Genomic DNA, 17,999 nt, shown 5'->3' with positions numbered 1-17,999 from the left:
GCCGTCATGCTCGCGGCGGCGGCGACCGCGACTAGCGTCGCCGCCTCTACGCCCACGCGGGCGGGCAGGAACGGCTGACCGAATGTACTGGCAGCCGGAAGGATCGGAAGTCGTCGACGTACACGCATTCGCCAATCCTCTTGCGAGGGCGCTGCACGAATATATCCTGGGGCCGGGCGAGAGCTACGCCACCCTCGGAGAGTGCAGAAGGTACGGGGAGTTCGATCTTCTTTCCTTCGACCTGATGGTCGAGCGGCCGCAGCGGCCCGTCTATGCCATTTTGCCTGTGGAATCATTGACCGTGTGTTTTGCGCGGACCGGCTCCATGTCATATACCGTCCTAGTCGCCCGCCCGGATTTTCCAGACACTCCGCATCAGAACCTGATGCCCGAAGGATTTCCCGCCTGCATCTGCATCGACGACCGTCCATGGCAGGACACTCGTAGCTTCTACACGGCCGCCGAACTCATGGGTCGTCTGAGTAGCTGGTTCGAGAAGGCATGCCAAGGCGAGCTTCACGGGGCAGGGCAGCCCCTCGACCCTCTCTTTCTTCCCGACGTTTTCAACCAGATCATCTTGAAGAACGATTTCTGGGAAGCGGCCCGCCTGGGGTCTAGCCTGTTCATCTGGGCCGTCGACCAGGACGCGCAGTGCATCTTCATAGGAGGATCCAGGCCACCGGGTATCAGAGGTGACGATATCCGTCTGATGGCCTTCCATTGCGCGATCGAGCCACAGCAGATGAAACGGATGAAGAGGGCGCCCCGAGACCTCGGACGGTTGTCGGACTTTCTGGTCGATGCCGGGGTCGATTTCCCAAGCCTGCTCCAGCAGTCCATCAGGGACTGGGTAAACGGCAGGAAGGAGACAGGAGACGGCAAGCGTATCACCTGCCTCCTGGTGACAATGCCGCAGATCGATCCGAACACCGGCGATGTCGGAACGAGCGAGACGGTAGCGTTCGTGACGGCATACAGCCCCGGAGAGATCGGAGAGAAGATGGGCTTCCTCCTGCGCAACGTCTCCGGCGAAGCGAAGGAGGTAAACTTCCTCCCTAATGTCGGCGCGCGCGTATCGATGGATGCAGTGCGGGACGTTCCAGTGTCGATGTCCTTCGTTCACAAGGAGTTCGATGCAGCCGGTGCGGCCCGTCTCTCTGGCGAGCCGCATGCCGACGACCGTCGAGTGGTCATGATCGGCGCTGGATCCGCCGGTTCGGCGATCTCGGAAATACTCGCCCGACAGGGGCTCTTCAAATGGACGATCGTAGACGACGACACTCTGCTTCCGCACAACGTGGCGAGGCATACGCTCAACAACCAGTTCGTCGGTAGAAGCAAGGCCATCGGGCTCGCGAACAGGCTAATGGGGATCAGGGACGACGTTGATGCGCGTCCTGTCGTCGACAACGTCCTGACCCCAATCGACAAGGCGGTATTGGATCAGCAGATCGGCGACGCCGAATTCATCCTCGACGCCTCTGCCTCTGTTCCCGTTTCCCGGTGGGCGTCCGACCTGCCGAGCGCTGCTCGGCGTCTCTGCGCGTTCTTCACGCCCGATGGGAAGTCCGCGGTTCTCATGATCGAGGACGAGGCGCGCTCCTTGACACTCCGCGATCTCGAGACGCTGTATCTCCGCGAGGTGTTGCAGAACCCTGCTATCGAGGGCCACCTCGGCGCCGTCGACCGGATGCAGTATACCGGGGCGTGCAGGGCGCTTACGAACAGAATCCCGATGGCGTCGATCCAGGTGCTTTCGGGCCTGATCGCTGCTGGGATCGCATCCGGTGTCAGGACGACGAATGCGGTGCTCAAGATCTGGACCATGAACGAGGATGGCATAAGGATCACTTCGGTGTCCGGTACCATGGCGACGACGACGGCCGAGGGATGGTCGGTCGTCCTGCCAGCCTCTTTGAAGGTTGAACTCCGCCAACGCCGCTCGCTGGCGCTGCCATCGGAAACCGGTGGATCGCTGATGGGAATGTTCGACTTCGAACGCCGTCGCGTCGATGTCGTCGGAGCACTTCCTCCGCCCAGCGACAGCGTCGGCACTCCCTCGTCGTTTACTCGCGGCGTCTCCCGCCTGCGCACGGACATCGAGGCTGCCGCCGCCCGGACAGGTAACCAGATCCGGTACATCGGCGAATGGCATTCGCATCCGACCGGCCGTTCCTCACGTCCAAGCGGCACCGATCTCGAACAGATCAGGCAACTGAAGGACGCCATGGAACTCGACGGCCTGCCGGCCGTGTCGTTGATCGTCGCGGAAGACGACATGTCGGTGCTGCTGGCCGGAACGAGGAGGTTGGCAGATGGATGACGTTGTACACAGGCCGCGGTTGGGCCTCGCTCTTTCAGGCGGCGGCGTTCGTGCGGCGGTGTTTCACCTGGGGGTTCTCCGGCATCTTGCAAGGCTGGGCCGTCTCGAGGAAGTCACGCAGATCTCCACCGTGTCCGGAGGCAGCCTGGTCGTGGGTGCGATCTTCTCCCACGCTGATTTTAAATGGCCGACCTCCGAGCAGTTCCTGGACGAGGTCTATCCCGAGCTTCGTAGGAGGCTCACGGCCGGCGACCTGTTCAGCCTCAGCGCACTGGGCTGGCGTGGCATCCTTCGGGAGAACATTCGTATCCTATTTCGAAGAGCCGAGATTCTGCCCAAACTTCTCTCCGCTCGCTGGGGCGTCAAAGGATCGGTGAAGGACCTGCCCGACTTGCCGGAATGGCATATCAACACGACCTGCTTCGAGACCGGCAAGAACTGGCGGTTCTCGAAGAGGATGATGGGAGACTGGGTGTTCGGGCGTCACTTCAGCCCGGACGTCCCGATCGCGAAGGCTATCGCGGCGTCGGCAGCAGTTCCTTACGCGATCGGCGTGCTGCGGCTAGAGCTGCCGGAACATGGCTGGTGGAAGACGGACCGGGCGACAAAGAAGCCGCAAGAGAAGATTGCACGGCCTATGCGGCGCGTTCGGCTCTGGGATGGCGGGGCATACGAGAACATGGGTCTGGAGGCCGTCTACAAGCCTGCCGACGGCCTTCAAGGGTGCGACCTCCTCATCTGTAGCGATGCCTCGGGGCCGTTGACGCCCCCGAAGTCTTTTTCGATAAACGGGATGCTTCAGGGCAGGCTCAACTCGCCGCGGCTCTTCGACATCGCAAGCGATCAGATACGGGCACTGCGATCGCGCATGCTGATGGGTTCGATTCAGCGTGGAGAAGTGAAGGGCGTACTGATTCGAATGGGCGTTGCCATGCGGCAGTTCGGCATGGAGCCAGCCGCGCTTGCGGAGCGGCTCACCGACGAGCAGAGCGCTCTCTCGCTGAACTACCCGACCAACTTGACGAAGATATCGGAGTACGACTTCGACCTTCTTTCACGCCATGGCGCGGAGGTTTGCGAGGCTACTCTGGTCACGTACAAGCAAGCTTGATCCTGCTCTTAGGATGGACTTTTCCAAGCCGGGCGGTCCCGTGCGCCCGGATGAGCTCCGCAGGTTTCGGGAACGTCTTGAGCTCGGCAGCCGGCGGGCTTGGCGCCGCGGTTCGCGGACACTGAATCACGCCGGGCATCGCGCTCTCCTTCCGCGTAAAGTTCATCGTGGTAAGGGGAACGATCGTTCAGGAATCTCGCCTTTAGGCAAGTCACGTCCCCACGTGATCTCGCTCTTAGCGCCTCATTTATTGATCATATCGCCGCCGCTTTGCGCGCAAGGTGAAGGTTTGCGGCCGATTTGCAAAATATTATTATTGCAGGTTGACAGGTGCCCGAATCGTTTCGGGTCCGCAACGCTTCTCAACAAGTTTCGAGTTGGAAGGGGCCTTCTCGCCTACGACCTAAAAGGATCGTGCTCGAATCCTTCCAAGTCCGCATAGGATGGGGCTTCTCGGCCTTACGGACGAGTCGGCCATAAAAGGATTCGATTACCTGCAATTGTATCGCGAGCAACTCAGCACTCTCGACGGCTTGCAAGGATTCGAGCTTTTTGCGTTTTAGTCTTATTCTAATGTTTAGCGTATCGAGAACAGCGTATGAGCCGTCGGTCGAGCCATCAGGGCTATACCTCGGTCAAATTCGCTGATCTCATCCGTGCGTGAGAGGGCGGACGCGCTCGTACACGAGGGATGAGAGGTGCGGTTACATGAAACCTGGAAGTTCGAGGCGGCGTACCCCCGACAATAATCTCCGGCGTTTTCCGGACGCGAATACCATCGCAAGAATTGTCCGATCGATCGACGGTGGTCCGGTTCGCCAGATAATCAACGGTCGCAGAAAAGGGCGTACAGGGAAATTTGTTTCTCATAAGGCCGGCTTGCGATCAATGCCGTGGGAGTCAATAGGCGGGGAGTTACCCGCACTACAGGTGGCTGAAGTCGCTACCGGCGTCGCGGGCCTCCTCGTTCAACCCTATCGGCTTGAAATCAATGTGCAGCAGTTATCAGAGCCTTTGCTCTATTTTCCTGACATGGAACTGTTTGTCGATGATGAATTTATCGCCGAATTAGGAAGGGGGCGCCATTTTGGTTGGCCGCGGCGGTCGCGAAAAGCAGGGCTGTTCCGCAGGCTCAGTGTCGAAGGCTTGTCCTTGAGATAAAAACGGAGGACGACCCAAGACTTCACGACCCCTTTTACGGGGCAAAATTGCGCCTCGCTGTGGAAGTCCATCGACGCCTGGGAATTGTCTTCCTCGTTTTGGACCAGATAACGCACTTCCCCAAAGAAATTGTCGAACGTTTCCGCGCGATAACGATCGACAGGCACACGTCGTTGTCACTTCATGACCATGACGCTTTGAGACGCTTGTACATTTCCCGTGGATCGGCCCAACCATACAGCCGGGTAGTCGAAGCACTGGGGGAGGCCCCACCGGCGTTGCTAAGGCATCGGCAATGCAGGTGCGTCGAATTATTTCGATAGATCTTACTCGCGAACTTCGCGCTGATACAAACGTGCTTCTGGTGAGGTGAAGGATGCCAGATGTAATTGATGCTAAGGACGGTGACGAGTATCATATCCCTGATCTAAGCTTGGAAGGAACTTTCCGCTTTGTTCGCACGAACAACGACGGCTCAATCGTTTTCAAGGATTTGGAGACGGCTGAGGAGCGGATCATCCTCTATGACGCATTTTCGAAAATGCGCGGGACAGGTGGCGCCAAGCGCACGAAGCGTGAGGGTGTTCCAACCGGCGTAGATGCGATCAACGTTAAGCATTTGCTAGACCCAAACGACCCGCGGATAAGCAAGAAAGAAAAAGAAAGACGACAAGCGGCGCATAAGAGAGTCGTGACTGCCCGGACGATTGCGCACGCTCTTAAACGTTACGACGAAACTCCCGGCGCTTCGACATATCATAAGGTGTTGACGCCGTTTCTGGACGCGATGCAGAAAGAGGCTGCCGCCAACGGCCTGACATGGGCAAACGGCGCGACATGGCGAATTTCGGAAAGTCAATTCAGGATCTTTCTGAATCGCTACGGCACGCCAGGCAATCGGCCTTTAGGCCTTATTCTCGCAAATATTGGCAAACACCGCGAGAGCCGCTGGCCAGATTGGGTGGTCGAACTTAAACAGAGGATGATCACACTTTTCTGGCAACCAAATGTAAGGAAGCAGACCGCACGCGCGTTCTTCCGTACGTGGTTTGAAGAAGAGCGTCTAAAGCGGACGCTTGAGCTCGTGACTCCGCCGGGTCGAACTACCTTAAACGAGTGGATTGATAAATCCGAAACCCAGGAACGGTACGCTGCCAAGTTCGGGCGTCGGAACGCTCACAAACGTTTTGTAGGAACCGTGGACGGTATAAAGGCCACACGCCCACTTGAGTATGTCATCTTAGATCAAACAGAAACCGACGTTTTCCTTCTAGTTAAAAATAGTAAGGGGAGGTTCTCCGCAAAGTCCGCGCCTGGTTGGTCTACGCCATCGATGTCTACTCAAAGATGGTTCTTGGCTTCTTCCTCTCGCTCTATCCTCCGTCCGTCTACTCGTTGATGAAGTGCATAAGGCATACGCTCAGACCAAAGACAGAGCTCGAAGAACGGTTTGGCCGGTATAGGGGCGCCACTGACGGATGGGGCAGGGCTTCGACCTTTATTCTCGACAATGGTCTCGAAAACATCGGCGTTTCGCTGCAGACCGTGCTCGAGTTTGTCGGCATCGACATCGTATATGCTTCGTTGCGCACGCCTGAGCACAAAGCTTTGGTCGAGCGAACCTTTGGTACCACAAACGGCCTCTGGCACCAGTTGCCTGGGGGAAGGCCGGGAGGCAAGGACAAGCGAAACGTTCCAGAGGACGATCCAAGTGACGCCGCATGCTATACGCTGGCGGAGGCCACGAGGCGTCTAAGTGAATTCATCGTGACCATTCTGCATATCACCACCCCTCGCGGCGGCGTCGCACCTGCAAGGAAATGGGAGAATGGCATCCGACAATTCGGTCGTCCTACCTTGGACGATGTACAGGTGCTGGATCGCCTTGTTGGCCAGTACGGCCGAGCGGTCCTTACAACGAGTGGCATTACTTTCAAGACCGAACGCTTTCACGACCAGGCGCTGACGACCATCTTGATCTCGAGACATGGCGCCGATGGCCCGCAAACGAGAACAGCGGGGGCCAGGGCAAACGCTTGTTTTGCACGTAAACGTTTTTTTCGACCCCTAAACTGCGGTGTTCTAAACGTGTTGAACGAAGCGACGGGGCTGTTGGTACAACTTCCTAACATTTTCCCTGAAACCACAAGGGATTTATCATTCGACATGTCAAAGCGTCTCAGAAAATTCGAAGAAGAACAGGAACTCTCCGCGGGCTCCGATCTCGAGCGCGCCCAGAATAGACGAAATCTGTTTCAACATCTGGAGGGTATCTTCAAGGAAGGCGTCAAACCTACAAAGAAAGAAGCCCGGCTGTACGATACCGAGGCTTGGTCGCTCAGCGCTGGAAGCCGAGTTGAACAGGCCGAAATTCCTCCATCGGTAAGTGGTCTTGGTGGGATCCCGAACGACGCGCCCGCAACAGTCCGGAGGAACCATGGCCAAGCGGCGACAGGACCTGTGCGAGGCGGCCAGAAGTCAACTGCTAAGGGTGTTGCTACGCGAGCCCGCAATAGGGCTGAAGCTGCGGCGAAGGGAGAACGAGACCGGCAAGAAAAAACGAGATGCCAAGTGATCGCTCTCGTTCACCGTCGCCGGAGATCGAAATCTCCTCCCATCGTACTCCCGAGAAGAAGAATGTGACGGAAATCCAGGCCTATTTGGCAAAGCGAGCTGCCACCACATCAGGGAGGTGGTGATGGAGTTAGTTCGCGATGTGAGTGAGATCGCCCCTCGAATGCTTGATTTGAGGATAATGACGCCACTAGCGCAAGATATCTTCATTAAGCTCGATATCCTCAGAAGCTGTAAACGAAATGCCAAACCGGGAAGTGAGCAGCCCGCTGGGTGTCTATTTGCTGACAGCCAATATGGTAAGTCCGAAGCAATCAAAATGTACATCGAAACGCGGATCGTGGACGATTGCTTCGCGCGTGGATTGTTTCCGATAGGTACGCCACGGGAAGAGGTCGTCGATCAGCAGAAGCTTGTTCTACACGTCAGTCTCCCGGAGAATTCCAGCATACCAGCTATGTTGATGTGGCTGTTGACGGCGTTGGGCGATCCAACGCCAGCGTCGGGTACTGTCCCGCAACAGGTTTATCGCGCGCACAAGCTCATGAAGCGCTTGGGAACCGAGCTAATCGTATTCGACGAAGTCAATCATCTCAGGACACCGAAGAGTTTGGCAAGTGCCACGGAGGAAGAGGCTCATACGGTCCACAACCACCTCAAGGGGTTACTGATTAAAGGCTATCCAATCATGTTTATTGGAATACCTGATGCTGAAGAAAAGCTTTTTCGTGAAAAGCAGATCAAACGGAGGATGATGTATCGGGTTAAACCAAGGGTGCTCGTTTATGAACGTGATGTAGACAAGGAAATATTCCGCGATTTTTGTTCCGATCTTTCCATCAGCTTAGTCGAGAAGGGTATTATGGAGCAGTATAGCGACTTTCAGAGCGACGACATTTTAGCATGTTTATTTGACGCGTCGGCTGGCCTTCTAGGGGGCGTTTTTAGGATCGTATGGAATGCCTCTGAGCTTGCTTTTGAGGATGGCTTCTCGCAAATCCACGTCCGCCATCTTTCCGAAGCGGTGGACAATGTCGCAGTTGGGGTTTTCTGCAATGCAAATCCCTTTGCCGGCTTGGAAACGGATGAGAAGGAGGCCGCATAATGGCTTTCGATCCCACAGAGAAAGGGGCCTACTATCACGACGACGTCTCTCATGTGACCAGGCTGGCATCATTGATCGGGCGCCGTCTCGCGTTCCCCGTAGAGATAATGCCTGGGGAGGGATTCTGCCGATTTGCTGTTTCGCGCCACGTCGGAAAATGGCCACCAAAGTCCCTACTTCGTTTCTCAATTGCTTGGGATGAATGGACATATCAAACCCACACCATATGCTCTGGCGGGAAGGGAGCTTGATTGCCAACTAATAGCAGACGTGCTCGGTCTCCCCTCAGGTACGTCTGTGTCGTCCCTGTTGCATGAGCAGGTCGATAGCGCCGGGACGAGAGTAAACTTCTTCGGAAGGGATGTTCGCAGAAAGAATTTCTTTGAACATCAACGCAGAGTCTCACCTCGATCCCTCAGGAGAAGCAACTATCAAAAGGCGATTTGGTCCGTCCAAGGGATAAGTTTTGATCCGACCACTCGAGAGAAACTGCTCATCAGATGCCCCGCGTGTGACGGCGCGTTGCCATTCAATAAAACCTATGGGGTCGAGCAGTGCGCTAACTGTTTTCTCAGAGATGGTGTCATAACCGATTTCCGAGATTATAGTTGCGATCTGATTAATGTAGACGACAATGAAGCGCTAGATATTGCTGTCGAACTCGTTAACCCTGAGGTTTCCGTAAGCGATATTGACTGCCGCCTAATCCACGATGACCTCAGACGCTTTGGGCCGGGGCAACTCTTCGAGCTCATCTCGAGCTTAGCATTTTATAAAAATTTTCTTATCCATGATAGCGGACGGACACCTTTGGCTACGCGTCTGGGATTGCCCCACGCACATGACCTCGCCGAGGCTGCTCGTGCGCTTATCAACTGGCCTAAGGGGTTTGCTGCTTACTCGGAAAAGCTGCGCGCGTGGCAAACGCAAAAGCTAGAACGATGCCCCTCTCAAAGTGTCTTCCCGCCATCTTACCCTGTGCGATCGGTCGTGACGATGTTGGAACCCGATTTGCAGAGACTATTGAAAACTGTCGCACTCGCGGGCCGAGACGAAACGGTGATGATGACGCTCAGCGAAGCAGCAGTTTCTGTTGATGAACATCAGCAATCACGAAATCTCGCGGAAGCCTTCTGGCATGACGGGAGGATCCGGTTCGGAAAACATGGCCTCGAATCGGCGGTTCGAACCGTTAGGCGAATTGCGCCGGCTGCATCCGCAGCCGACTTAAACTTTGTTATGCTTTCGAGCTCCAATTGGCTTCGAAAGTGGTGCAGGCGGGTGCGGCTGCCTGTATGTTTCGTTGGCGACTTGATAAGCAGCAACCTTCTGGAGGGCGTCGATCCCCTCCTGGATCGTTTGTCGGAAAGGGCGGGTGAAGTCCGCAGCGTACGTCTTGAGGAACGCCTTGAGGACGTCGTTTTGAAGGTGAGGGCGCCCCGGAAGGCTATCGCTCTTTACGTTGCGATCGCTGCGCTTGCGCCTAGAGATGTCAATCCCTGGCCAACAGTGCTGACGGCTATTCTCGACCATGAGTTGACCGTCTGGAAGCACGGTAAGGCGGACTCGTTTACCTATTTTCGCGTTGCGGATTTCGACAAACTCGGTGCGGTCATATCGCGTGCTCGTTTATCTACGTCACTTGGCCGGTTGCCTGCGGATAGAACCGCGGTGATGTCGGTGTTAGGCCTGACAAAGTCCACGCTCCAATCGGTTCGACAGCGAAAGTTTCTTCAAGATCAACTCACGCTCTCCGACCTATGGAGTTATCGTGACCTATATCTGTCGTCTACAGAGCTGCGGACACGCATGGCCATGTGCGATAACGAAGAGCTACTTCCGACGATCACTGCCAGCCTAGAGGCGAATACGATACCGTGCGTCGGCGCCCACAAAAAGGGTCGCATTGTGGTTTTTGGCTCCGCCAAGATGTGGAAAACCTTTTCGGCATAAGCTTGTCTCTTGGGCCTGTCCCGAGTCTGATTAACCTGGAATCGAATCTACCCGGTACGTTAGAATCGTATTTTCCGACGCGATAGAATTAAATCAGTAGCTTGGTAGAATCGAATTAGGCCGGCCCCGACAGACACTCGCCTATGACGGGCTCTGCACCTTCGAATTCGGCATTGCCTACGAGGTCTTCGGTCTGCCCCGTCCGGAAATGGGGGAGGGCTGGTACCGGTTCTCCGTCGCGGGCGTCGAGCCCGGGCCGCTCAGGGCCGCGGGCGGGCTGACCGTGTCCGTCGACGATGGGCTGGAGGTGCTGGCGGATGCCGACCTCATCATCGTGCCTGGCTGGCGCGGCATTGGTGCGCCGGTTCCCGCCCCGCTGCTCGAGGCGTTGCGGGCCGCCCACGGGCGTGGCGCGAGGGTCGTGTCGCTCTGCTCGGGCGTCGCGGTGCTCGCCGCTGCAGGGCTTCTCGGCGGTCGCAGGGCTACGACGCATTGGCGTTATGTCGATGCGCTCGCCGAGCGCTATCCGGAGACGGCCTTCGATGCCGCCGTTCTCTACATGGACGAAGGAAACACACTGACGGCCGCAGGAAGCGCCGCAGGGATCGATCTCTGCCTGCATGTGGTGCGCGGCGATTTCGGCGCCGAGGCTGCCAACAGCGTCGCCCGTCGCCTTGTCGTGCCGCCGCATCGGGAGGGCGGGCAGGCGCAGTTCATTGCTGCACCGGTGCCGGAGGAAAGGGAAGGGTTGAGGCTCGGCCCACTGATCGAATGGATGCGCGAACGCCTGTCTGAGGAGCAGCCCATCCGCATGCTGGCCGCCCGTGCCGGCATGAGCATGCGCACTTTTCAGCGCCGTTTCGAGGCGGCAACCGGCGACAGCGTCGGCGAATGGCTTCTGAAGGAAAGGCTGCGGCACGCCCGCGACCTGCTGGAGAAGCAGCTCACTGTCTCGCTGGACGATATCGCGACGGCAGCGGGTTTCGGCACGCTCGCCACGATGCGCCACCATTTCCGCAAGCGGCTCGGGACGAGCCCGAGTGCCTACCGGAAATCGTTCGGGGCGTAGTCTATGCCTTAGCCCGATGCTGACGGCCGATAGGGCGCGACATGGATATCCGTGTCGCGCTTGCGCGCCTCGGCGATGTCGAAGCTGTTCTGCATACGCATCAGCGTGTCCATGGAAAGGCCAAAAGCTTTCTCGAAGCGCAGCGCCATTTCAGGCGACAGCGACGAACGTCCATTGAGAAGAGATGAAAGCGCCGGCCGTGTGACGCCAAGCACTCTTGCAGCGTATGTCACGGAAAGCCCTAGTTCTTCCAGCACATCGTGTTTCAGGAAGTCCCCAGGATGCGCCGGGCTTTTCATCCGAATGCCGAGTTTGTCCGTCATGGCTGCTCCTAGTGATAATCCTCGTAGTTGAGATCGATGATCTCGATCTCGTTCGCCTCGATCCGAAATGTCAGGCGCCAGTTCTTGGTGACGAAGAGGCTCCAAGTGCCTTTCCTGTCGCCGGTCAGTTGATGCGCCTTCCAGCTCGGCACTGTTCGCAGCTCAGCCTCTTCCTGCATGTCCTGCAGGAAGGAAATCATGCGCCGAAGCTTTGGCACTACGGCGGGTTGAAGGCCGGAGGCATCGTCGTCAACGACGAAACGGCGCAATCCCTTGTGGATGATGTTCCGTATCCGCATGAGGATATATAAACACAGATATGTATCCCGTAAAGCGTGGCTTTACGGGATACGGCGTGCCGGTGAAGAAATCATTCCGCCGCCTGTCTTGCCATCGGGTTGTTCGGGTGTGTCGTCCAGTTGGCGTAGTTCGGATCGACCGGGCGTCCGGTGCGCTGGTCGAGAGTGCCGACGGGCAGCGCTTCCATGGTGATGCAGTTCTCGACCGGACAGACGTTGACGCAGAGATTGCAGCCGACGCAGTCTTCCTCCTTCACCTCGAAATGCCTGACACCGTCGACGAAGGCGGTGATTGCCTGGTGGGACGTGTCCTCGCAGGCGATGTGGCAGCGGCCGCATTTGATGCAGGCGTCCTGGTCGATATGTGCCTTGGCGATGTAGTTGAGGTTGAGATACTGCCAGTCGGTGACGTTCTGCACCGCGCGGCCGGTGATATCGTCGAGCGTGAGGTGGCCCTTCGAGTCCATCCAGGCGGAGAGGCCGGAAATCATCTCCTGGACGATCTTGAAGCCGTAGGTCATTGCCGCCGTGCAGACCTGCACGTTGCCGGCGCCGAGCGCCAGGAACTCGGCGGCATCCCGCCATGTGGTCACGCCGCCGATGCCGGAGATCGGCAGGTCGTAGGTTTCCGGGTCGCGGGCGATCTCGGCCACCATGTTGAGCGCGATCGGCTTCACCGCCGGGCCGCAATAGCCGCCATGCGATCCTTTACCTCCGATCGAGGGATTGGGCGAAAAACTGTCGAGATCGACCGAAACGATCGAGGAGATCGTGTTGATCAGCGAGACGGCATCTGTACCGCCGCGTTTTGCCGCGCGGGCAGGGTGGCGGATGTCGGTGATATTGGGCGTCAGCTTGGTGATGACCGGCATGCGCGTATACTGCTTGCACCAGCGTACGACCATTTCGATATATTCCGGCACCTGACCGACGGCCGAACCCATGCCGCGTTCCGACATGCCGTGCGGACAGCCGAAGTTGAGTTCGATGCCGTCGACCTCGGTTTCCTCGACCAGCGGGAGGATCGCCTTCCAGGCGTTTTCCTCGCAAGGGACCATGATCGAGGCGACGATCGCCCGGTCCGGCCAATTCTTCTTCACCTGCTTCATCTCGATGAGGTTGGTGTAGAGATCGCGGTCGGTGATCAGCTCGATATTGTTCAAGCCCAGCAGACGGCGGTCGGTGCCCCAGATCGCGCCGTAGCGCGGGCCGTTGACGTTGACGACGGGAGGCCCCTGTTCGCCGAGCGTTTTCCAGACGACGCCGCCCCAGCCGGCCTTGAAGGCGCGCTCGACATTATAGGCCTTGTCGGTCGGTGGCGCGGAGGCGAGCCAGAAGGGATTGGGGGATTTGATGCCGACGAAATTGTTGCGGATATCAGCCATTGTTTCTCTCCCCTTACGCCACTGCGACGGCCGGGCGGGCGCCGGCGGCAAGCATGCGGTTGATGCTCTCGGCGGCGTCACGCCCCTGCGCGACGGCCGAAACCGTCAGGTCCTCACCACGGCCGATACAGTCGCCGCCGGCCCAGACCTTGTCGATCGAGGTGTGCCCCTCGCCATCGACGACGATCTTGCCCTTGTCGAATTGCAGCGCCCCGAGGCCGGCAGCCTTGAAGCTCTGGCCGATCGCCTTGAAGATCTGGTCAGCGGCGAGAATGCCCGTTTCGCCGGTGCCGGTCAGCCGTCCGTCCTTCATCGCCGTATATTCCACCTCGATCCCGGCGACGTGATCGTCCTTGCCGATGATCGATTTGGGTGCCAGCCAATGACGGATGATGACGCCCTTCGAGGCGGCAAGATCCTGTTCCCAGGGGAGGCGTTCATGTTTTCCTTGCCGCGGCGATAACAGATCGTCACTTCCTCGGCGCCGAGCAGCTTTGCCTGGACGGCGGCATCGATGGCAGTCATGCCGCCGCCGATGACGACGACGCGGCGGCCGATCGGGAGCGATGCCTTGTCGGTGGCCTGCCTGAGCGCGGCAATGAAATCGACGGCGTCGTCCACACCCGACAGGTTTTCGCCTTCGATGCCGAGGCCGTTGACGCCGACAAGGCCCATGCCGAGGAAGACGGCGTCATATTGGCCGGTCAGGTCCGACAGGGAAAAGTCGGGGCCAAGCGCCTTGCCGTGTTCGATGGTGATGCCGCCGATGGCGGTGACATAGTCCACCTCGCGCTGAGCGAAGTCATCGACCGCCTTGTAGGTGGCGATTCCATATTCATTGAGGCCGCCGGATTTTTCCCGCGCTTCGAGAATGGTGACGTCGTGGCCGTTGACTGCCAGCCGATGCGCTGCCGCAAGTCCTGCGGGCCCTGCGCCGACCACGGCGATCTTTTTCCCGCTCGCTGCCTTGCGGCTGTAGAACTGGCGGCCGGTCTCCATGGCAATGTCGGTTGCATAACGCTGCAACCTGCCGATCTCGACCGGACGTTCTTCGGCCGTGTTGCGGACGCAGGCGTCCTCGCACAGCGTTTCGGTGGGACAGACCCGTGCGCACATGCCGCCCAGAATGTTCTGGTCGAAGATTGTCTTTGCCGATCCGAGGGATTGCCAGTCGATATCTGCCGGATGAACATCGGGATATCGATGGCGGTGGGACAGGCCGTCATACACGGCGCGTCATAACAGAAGTAGCAGCGGTCGCTTGCCACCAGCGCCTCATGGTGCCCAAGGCGCGGGTGAAGGTCGGAAAAATTAGATGCGTATTCGTTGGACGAGAGGCGCCCGGCCTCTATCCCGCTTCCCAGTCGTTCCATCCGAGTTCCCTCATTCTATGGTCATGGACAACTATTGAGGGAAAGGTACCACGGGCAGAAATTTTATCAATTGGTAAAAATATTGCGGATGTAGGGGAAGCAGGCCGTGGACAGGGCTTCCTCCACAGCATCCTCAAATCTGATAATTGAACATCTTCGTCGATCGCGTTAGGGAGTTAATATTGTTTTAACCATCAATTTTCAGGCCGGCCATTTTGCAGAACCGGAAATCCCGCCACTATCTGGCTCAATTCTATGGAGCCCAATCCCACGGGGCCAATGACAACCCGCAGATCCGCCTTCGCAAGGCCAATCTGGTCGCGCGCGCCGTCTATCCGACGGCGGCTGGAGTGAAATCATTTGCAAGCATCCAGGTGCGCATCGTCGGCCTGCACGAGAACGGCGCGACCATCCAGTCGAGCGCCATCGACTTCCTGCCAGACCACTTCTATCTCTGCCTCGGCGAGAACGAGATCTTCTTCACCTGCGCCAAGCTGAATATGCTCAAGGCGGAGATGGTCGTGTCCTTTTCGCAGCCTGAAGACACGTTCTTCATCGAGACGCTGGCCAAGATCGGTCTGCCGCTCGCGACGCTGAAACGGATGCGGGGCCTGTGCCCTCCCGTCATCCAGGCCCGGATGACGCAGATTCACCGCCGCGGCTGATTATTTTCGTGACAGTGTGTCACCTTGATGCTGCCGAACCGTCCCGTCTGTGGATGTTTACGATCCGTTAAGTGTCGGGTTTGGTCGCGGGCGAAGCCCGGTGGCCGTTGGTTTATTTTTGCGATGCTGACTGATTCAAATGCATTTCAAAGGTAAACATCATGAGCGATCCCACGGCCATCGATAAGCCGGTCCTCAACCTGCCCGAATTTCCGGCCGAGGAGGCCGTGAATGAAGCTCTGCGACCGGATACGTCGCGTCGGCGGGTTAGCGACATCCCCGTGGAAATCCAAGCTGTGATCGGCAAGACGAAAGTGTCGGTCGCCCAGCTGATGGCAGCAGGCGAGGGGGCACAGTTCAGGCTGGACGCCCGTTTCGGCGATCCGGTCCAGCTTCAGGTCAATGGACAGGTGATCGGCTATGGCGAGATCATCGCCGATGATCGCGACAATCTGGTCGGGATTCGGCTGATTTCCATCGAGGCGACGCGTTGATCCGGAAGTAATGCCGGGCCTCGTGTGGCGCAAAGCGCGATTTCCCGGCCGTTCGCAGCCCTCCAATCTTTCTTGATAAAAAGAGTCGAGTTTAATCTTTACTCGAACAGTCAACTTATCTAAGGTGCCGCTCATAACAGGTTCCAGCGAAATGAATCGGTCTGGCGAGGAGCGGCATGGCGAAGAAGAACAAGCGGAAGAACGGTGGCAACGCGGGCGGCGAACAGGCTGCCGCTCAGCAGGCACGGAATGATCGCGAGGCGATCGACGTCCGCAGTTTCCTTTATGTCGGTGGCCGCGACTGCCAGGTTGCCCATCTTCGCGCCATTGCAACCCGTCACGGCGCCGAGCTGATCCATCACGATGGCGGTCTTCGTGAGGCGGTTTCCCGCATCGATACCGTCCTGCCTTCCGTCGACTGCGTCTTCTGCCCCATCGACTGTATTAGCCACGATGCGTGTCTGAGGGTGAAGACCGGCTGCAAGAAGTTCGGCGTTGCCTTCGTCCCGCTGCGCAACGGCTCGAAATCGAGCCTGGAACGTGCGCTTCAGACGATGAAGGATCGTAGTGATGAAAGAAGAGCGTCCTGACGCCAGCCTGCTGATCGGCCTGCACAAGCTGGCCGAGCGGGATGGTGGAGGGCTTGTCCCCGAGCTCTACGAGATCCTGGCCGATCGCGGCCGGGGTGACGATCGAAGCAGCAATGTCGTGAAATTTCCCGCCAATGCGACGGTCAGCGCGACAACCGTTCCCCGCTCCGAAGCGGGCAGGGTTCTGCCATTCCGGCGATAATGCATTCCACTCCTTACCCGGACCTTCTTCGCGCTGGCGGTGCGAGGGGACGCGCGCTGCCGAGCGTAGGGAATAGGTCGAGGCGGTGAGAAGGTGCCGGCGGCGAGCGATTTCTCAATCAGTTTTGGCGATGCCGGAAGAACGCGCCGGCCGCGACACAGAGCCAGCCCAGCATCATCAGCATGCCGCCGGTGGGGGCCGCGAAGGGAAACAGACGGTCTCCGAGAAAATGCCGTGATACGAGGTCTCCGGCAAAGATGATCGTGCCGAGGCCGAGCACGAGGCCCGCAAGCGTTGCCGTTCGAAAGCTTCCATGCGCAATAAAGAGCGCCAGCAGGACCGGTGCGTGAGCGAGGCACATGGTCGAAGCCGAGCCTAGAAGGTGAGCGTCACCGCCATGGCTGGCGGCGGCGGCCAGTACCACGCCGGCAAGCCCCATCAGGCCGCTTACAAACAGAATCAACGGCCGCAATTTGGCGAGTCTTTCCAAGAGACTATTCCTTGTTCTGCATGTGGAAGCCGAGGCGTTCGATCGGTGGCCAGATGATGTCGCGCAGCTTCGGGTTCTCGATCGTCTCTTCCATGGCGCGGCGGAAGCAAAGGAACCATTCATCGCGCTCTTGCGGGCCGATCTCGGCGCCGAAATGGCGGGAGCGCAGACGCGGGTGACCGTATTTCTCGACATAGACGGGCGGCCCGCCGAGATAGCCGGTCAGGTAGTCGTAGAGCTTGTCTTCGCTGCCCTCGAGACCTGCAGGGTGGATGGCGCGGCACCGCGCCGCTTCCGGCAGAGTGTCCATCAGGTGATAGAAGCGTTTCACCAGCGCGCGGATCGTCGCGTCTCCGCCGATCGCTTCATAAAGGGTGATGGTTTCGCCTGACATGCAAGGCCTCCGGATATGGAGGTTGTGTTAGCGGTACAGGGGGCAGTGAGCAAGTGTCATGGCGTCGCGGAGGATGGGGAGCAGGGCGCCGCTATAGCACCAAATGTCTTCTCCCTCGGGGAGAAGGTGGCCCGAAGGGTCGGATGAGGGAGGATACTACGTTTAAACGAGTGCCGTGCGGCCCCCTCATCGCCTCGCTTTCGCTCCCACTCGCAGGTCGTAGTTGGATTATCGATCGAAATTACCTGCTTTCCGTGGTTTCGAGCCGAAAAGGACCCGCCTCACTCCGGCCCCGCGTCGGTGTCTTTAGAACCCTTCGCGGGCAGAGATCCGGTTCCCGGTGTCTTGTCGTGATCCGTCAGATGCTCCTTGGCATGTGGACCGCCGGCCGGCGTGCTGCCGTCGGATCTCTGGCGTCGATAGCTGTCGCCGCTGCCGCGTTCGATCGTTTCCTGTGCGCTTTTGTCGTTTGCCATCCTGGCCTCCGA

The 17,999-nt window shown here is 58.3% G+C and carries 18 protein-coding genes and 1 pseudogene; 12 read left to right on the top strand and 7 right to left on the bottom strand.

Features of this window, described 5'->3' with window-relative positions:
* The first annotated feature begins 82 nt into the window (after window positions 1-82).
* The 8 genes from cap2-3 to ftrA all read left to right on the top strand — a co-directional run bounded on the left by cap2-3 (window position 83) and on the right by ftrA (window position 11,296).
* A complete protein-coding gene (cap2-3, locus tag N7E02_RS08140) occupies window positions 83-2,323 on the top strand; it encodes an anti-phage 6A-MBL system cap2_3 protein (RefSeq protein ID WP_286581375.1) in 2,241 nt (746 codons plus the stop codon).
* Complete coding sequence (locus tag N7E02_RS08135) at window positions 2,316-3,434, top strand: patatin-like phospholipase family protein (RefSeq protein ID WP_286581374.1); 1,119 nt, start codon at window positions 2,316-2,318, stop codon at window positions 3,432-3,434. The genes cap2-3 and N7E02_RS08135 overlap by 8 nt, the downstream gene beginning before the upstream one ends.
* 930 nt (window positions 3,435-4,364) lie before the next feature.
* Window positions 4,365-4,595, top strand: a complete 231-nt coding sequence (locus N7E02_RS08130; RefSeq protein ID WP_286581373.1) for a hypothetical protein — start codon at window positions 4,365-4,367, stop codon at window positions 4,593-4,595.
* Window positions 4,596-4,971: 376 nt separating this feature from the next.
* Complete coding sequence (locus N7E02_RS08125) at window positions 4,972-5,994, top strand: hypothetical protein (RefSeq protein WP_286581372.1); 1,023 nt, start codon at window positions 4,972-4,974, stop codon at window positions 5,992-5,994.
* Window positions 5,913-7,238: a TnsB C-terminal domain-containing protein gene (locus N7E02_RS08120; RefSeq protein ID WP_286581371.1), complete on the top strand. Its 1,326-nt coding sequence runs from the start codon at window positions 5,913-5,915 to the stop codon at window positions 7,236-7,238. The genes N7E02_RS08125 and N7E02_RS08120 overlap by 82 nt, the downstream gene beginning before the upstream one ends.
* A 55-nt stretch (window positions 7,239-7,293) precedes the next feature.
* Window positions 7,294-8,274, top strand: coding sequence for a TniB family NTP-binding protein (locus tag N7E02_RS08115; protein WP_286581370.1), 981 nt, complete (start codon window positions 7,294-7,296; stop codon window positions 8,272-8,274).
* A 132-nt stretch (window positions 8,275-8,406) separates the two neighbouring features.
* Window positions 8,407-10,227 carry a hypothetical protein gene (locus N7E02_RS08110; RefSeq protein ID WP_286581369.1) on the top strand — a complete coding sequence of 607 codons (1,821 nt, stop codon included), beginning with the start codon at window positions 8,407-8,409 and terminating at the stop codon, window positions 10,225-10,227.
* Between the two features lie 109 nt (window positions 10,228-10,336).
* Window positions 10,337-11,296: a transcriptional regulator FtrA gene (gene ftrA, locus N7E02_RS08105; RefSeq protein WP_286584100.1), complete on the top strand. Its 960-nt coding sequence runs from the start codon at window positions 10,337-10,339 to the stop codon at window positions 11,294-11,296.
* 8 nt (window positions 11,297-11,304) lie between these two features.
* On the opposite strand, the gene N7E02_RS08100 is transcribed toward ftrA, so the two are convergent.
* The 4 genes and pseudogenes from N7E02_RS08100 to N7E02_RS08085 all read right to left on the bottom strand — a co-directional run bounded on the left by N7E02_RS08100 (window position 11,305) and on the right by N7E02_RS08085 (window position 14,676).
* On the bottom strand, window positions 11,305-11,619 hold the full coding sequence (locus N7E02_RS08100) for a HigA family addiction module antitoxin (protein WP_286581368.1): 315 nt from the start codon (window positions 11,617-11,619) through the stop codon (window positions 11,305-11,307).
* Between the two features lie 8 nt (window positions 11,620-11,627).
* Window positions 11,628-11,918 carry a type II toxin-antitoxin system RelE/ParE family toxin gene (locus N7E02_RS08095; protein ID WP_286581367.1) on the bottom strand — a complete coding sequence of 97 codons (291 nt, stop codon included), beginning with the start codon at window positions 11,916-11,918 and terminating at the stop codon, window positions 11,628-11,630.
* Window positions 11,919-11,989: 71 nt separating this feature from the next.
* Window positions 11,990-13,303 (bottom strand): NAD-dependent dihydropyrimidine dehydrogenase subunit PreA, encoded by a 1,314-nt coding sequence (gene preA, locus N7E02_RS08090; protein WP_286581366.1) that lies wholly within the window; start codon window positions 13,301-13,303, stop codon window positions 11,990-11,992.
* A 13-nt stretch (window positions 13,304-13,316) separates the two neighbouring features.
* Window positions 13,317-14,676, bottom strand: a pseudogene (locus tag N7E02_RS08085) (NAD(P)-dependent oxidoreductase).
* Window positions 14,677-14,891: 215 nt separating this feature from the next.
* Here N7E02_RS08085 and N7E02_RS08080 point away from each other — a divergent pair.
* From N7E02_RS08080 to N7E02_RS08065, 4 genes are all read left to right on the top strand, one after another.
* Window positions 14,892-15,341 carry a hypothetical protein gene (locus N7E02_RS08080; RefSeq protein WP_286581365.1) on the top strand — a complete coding sequence of 150 codons (450 nt, stop codon included), beginning with the start codon at window positions 14,892-14,894 and terminating at the stop codon, window positions 15,339-15,341.
* A gap of 161 nt (window positions 15,342-15,502) precedes the next feature.
* Window positions 15,503-15,835, top strand: coding sequence for a FliM/FliN family flagellar motor switch protein (locus tag N7E02_RS08075; protein WP_286581364.1), 333 nt, complete (start codon window positions 15,503-15,505; stop codon window positions 15,833-15,835).
* A 161-nt stretch (window positions 15,836-15,996) separates the two neighbouring features.
* Complete coding sequence (locus tag N7E02_RS08070) at window positions 15,997-16,425, top strand: DUF2325 domain-containing protein (RefSeq protein WP_374730754.1); 429 nt, start codon at window positions 15,997-15,999, stop codon at window positions 16,423-16,425.
* A complete protein-coding gene (locus tag N7E02_RS08065; protein ID WP_286581362.1) occupies window positions 16,406-16,627 on the top strand; it encodes a hypothetical protein in 222 nt (73 codons plus the stop codon). The genes N7E02_RS08070 and N7E02_RS08065 overlap by 20 nt, the downstream gene beginning before the upstream one ends.
* Window positions 16,628-16,745: 118 nt before the next feature.
* Here N7E02_RS08065 and N7E02_RS08060 read toward each other — a convergent pair whose 3' ends face one another.
* From N7E02_RS08060 to N7E02_RS08050, 3 genes are all read right to left on the bottom strand, one after another.
* A complete protein-coding gene (locus N7E02_RS08060) occupies window positions 16,746-17,066 on the bottom strand; it encodes a DUF423 domain-containing protein (RefSeq protein ID WP_374730753.1) in 321 nt (106 codons plus the stop codon).
* Window positions 17,067-17,121: 55 nt separating this feature from the next.
* Window positions 17,122-17,511, bottom strand: coding sequence for a group II truncated hemoglobin (locus N7E02_RS08055; RefSeq protein WP_286581360.1), 390 nt, complete (start codon window positions 17,509-17,511; stop codon window positions 17,122-17,124).
* 281 nt (window positions 17,512-17,792) lie between these two features.
* Window positions 17,793-17,987 carry a hypothetical protein gene (locus tag N7E02_RS08050; RefSeq protein WP_286581359.1) on the bottom strand — a complete coding sequence of 65 codons (195 nt, stop codon included), beginning with the start codon at window positions 17,985-17,987 and terminating at the stop codon, window positions 17,793-17,795.
* Between the last annotated feature and the right edge of the window lie 12 nt (window positions 17,988-17,999).

This window comes from Terrirhizobium terrae, assembly GCF_030323265.1.
GTDB lineage: Bacteria > Pseudomonadota > Alphaproteobacteria > Rhizobiales > Rhizobiaceae > Neorhizobium.
This window is presented reverse-complemented; position numbering and strand designations above follow the sequence as displayed.

Coding starts and splice junctions, on each gene's coding strand:
- N7E02_RS08135 (WP_286581374.1), top strand. CDS start 2,316: ATGGATGACGTTGTACACAGGCCGCGGTTGGGCCTCGCTCTTTCAGGC.
- N7E02_RS08115 (WP_286581370.1), top strand. CDS start 7,294: ATGGAGTTAGTTCGCGATGTGAGTGAGATCGCCCCTCGAATGCTTGAT.
- N7E02_RS08050 (WP_286581359.1), bottom strand. CDS start 17,987: ATGGCAAACGACAAAAGCGCACAGGAAACGATCGAACGCGGCAGCGGC.
- preA (WP_286581366.1), bottom strand. CDS start 13,303: ATGGCTGATATCCGCAACAATTTCGTCGGCATCAAATCCCCCAATCCC.
- N7E02_RS08095 (WP_286581367.1), bottom strand. CDS start 11,918: ATGCGGATACGGAACATCATCCACAAGGGATTGCGCCGTTTCGTCGTT.
- N7E02_RS08065 (WP_286581362.1), top strand. CDS start 16,406: ATGAAAGAAGAGCGTCCTGACGCCAGCCTGCTGATCGGCCTGCACAAG.
- N7E02_RS08125 (WP_286581372.1), top strand. CDS start 4,972: ATGCCAGATGTAATTGATGCTAAGGACGGTGACGAGTATCATATCCCT.
- cap2-3 (WP_286581375.1), top strand. CDS start 83: ATGTACTGGCAGCCGGAAGGATCGGAAGTCGTCGACGTACACGCATTC.
- N7E02_RS08060 (WP_374730753.1), bottom strand. CDS start 17,066: ATGGGGCTTGCCGGCGTGGTACTGGCCGCCGCCGCCAGCCATGGCGGT.
- N7E02_RS08075 (WP_286581364.1), top strand. CDS start 15,503: ATGAGCGATCCCACGGCCATCGATAAGCCGGTCCTCAACCTGCCCGAA.
- N7E02_RS08100 (WP_286581368.1), bottom strand. CDS start 11,619: ATGACGGACAAACTCGGCATTCGGATGAAAAGCCCGGCGCATCCTGGG.
- N7E02_RS08055 (WP_286581360.1), bottom strand. CDS start 17,511: ATGTCAGGCGAAACCATCACCCTTTATGAAGCGATCGGCGGAGACGCG.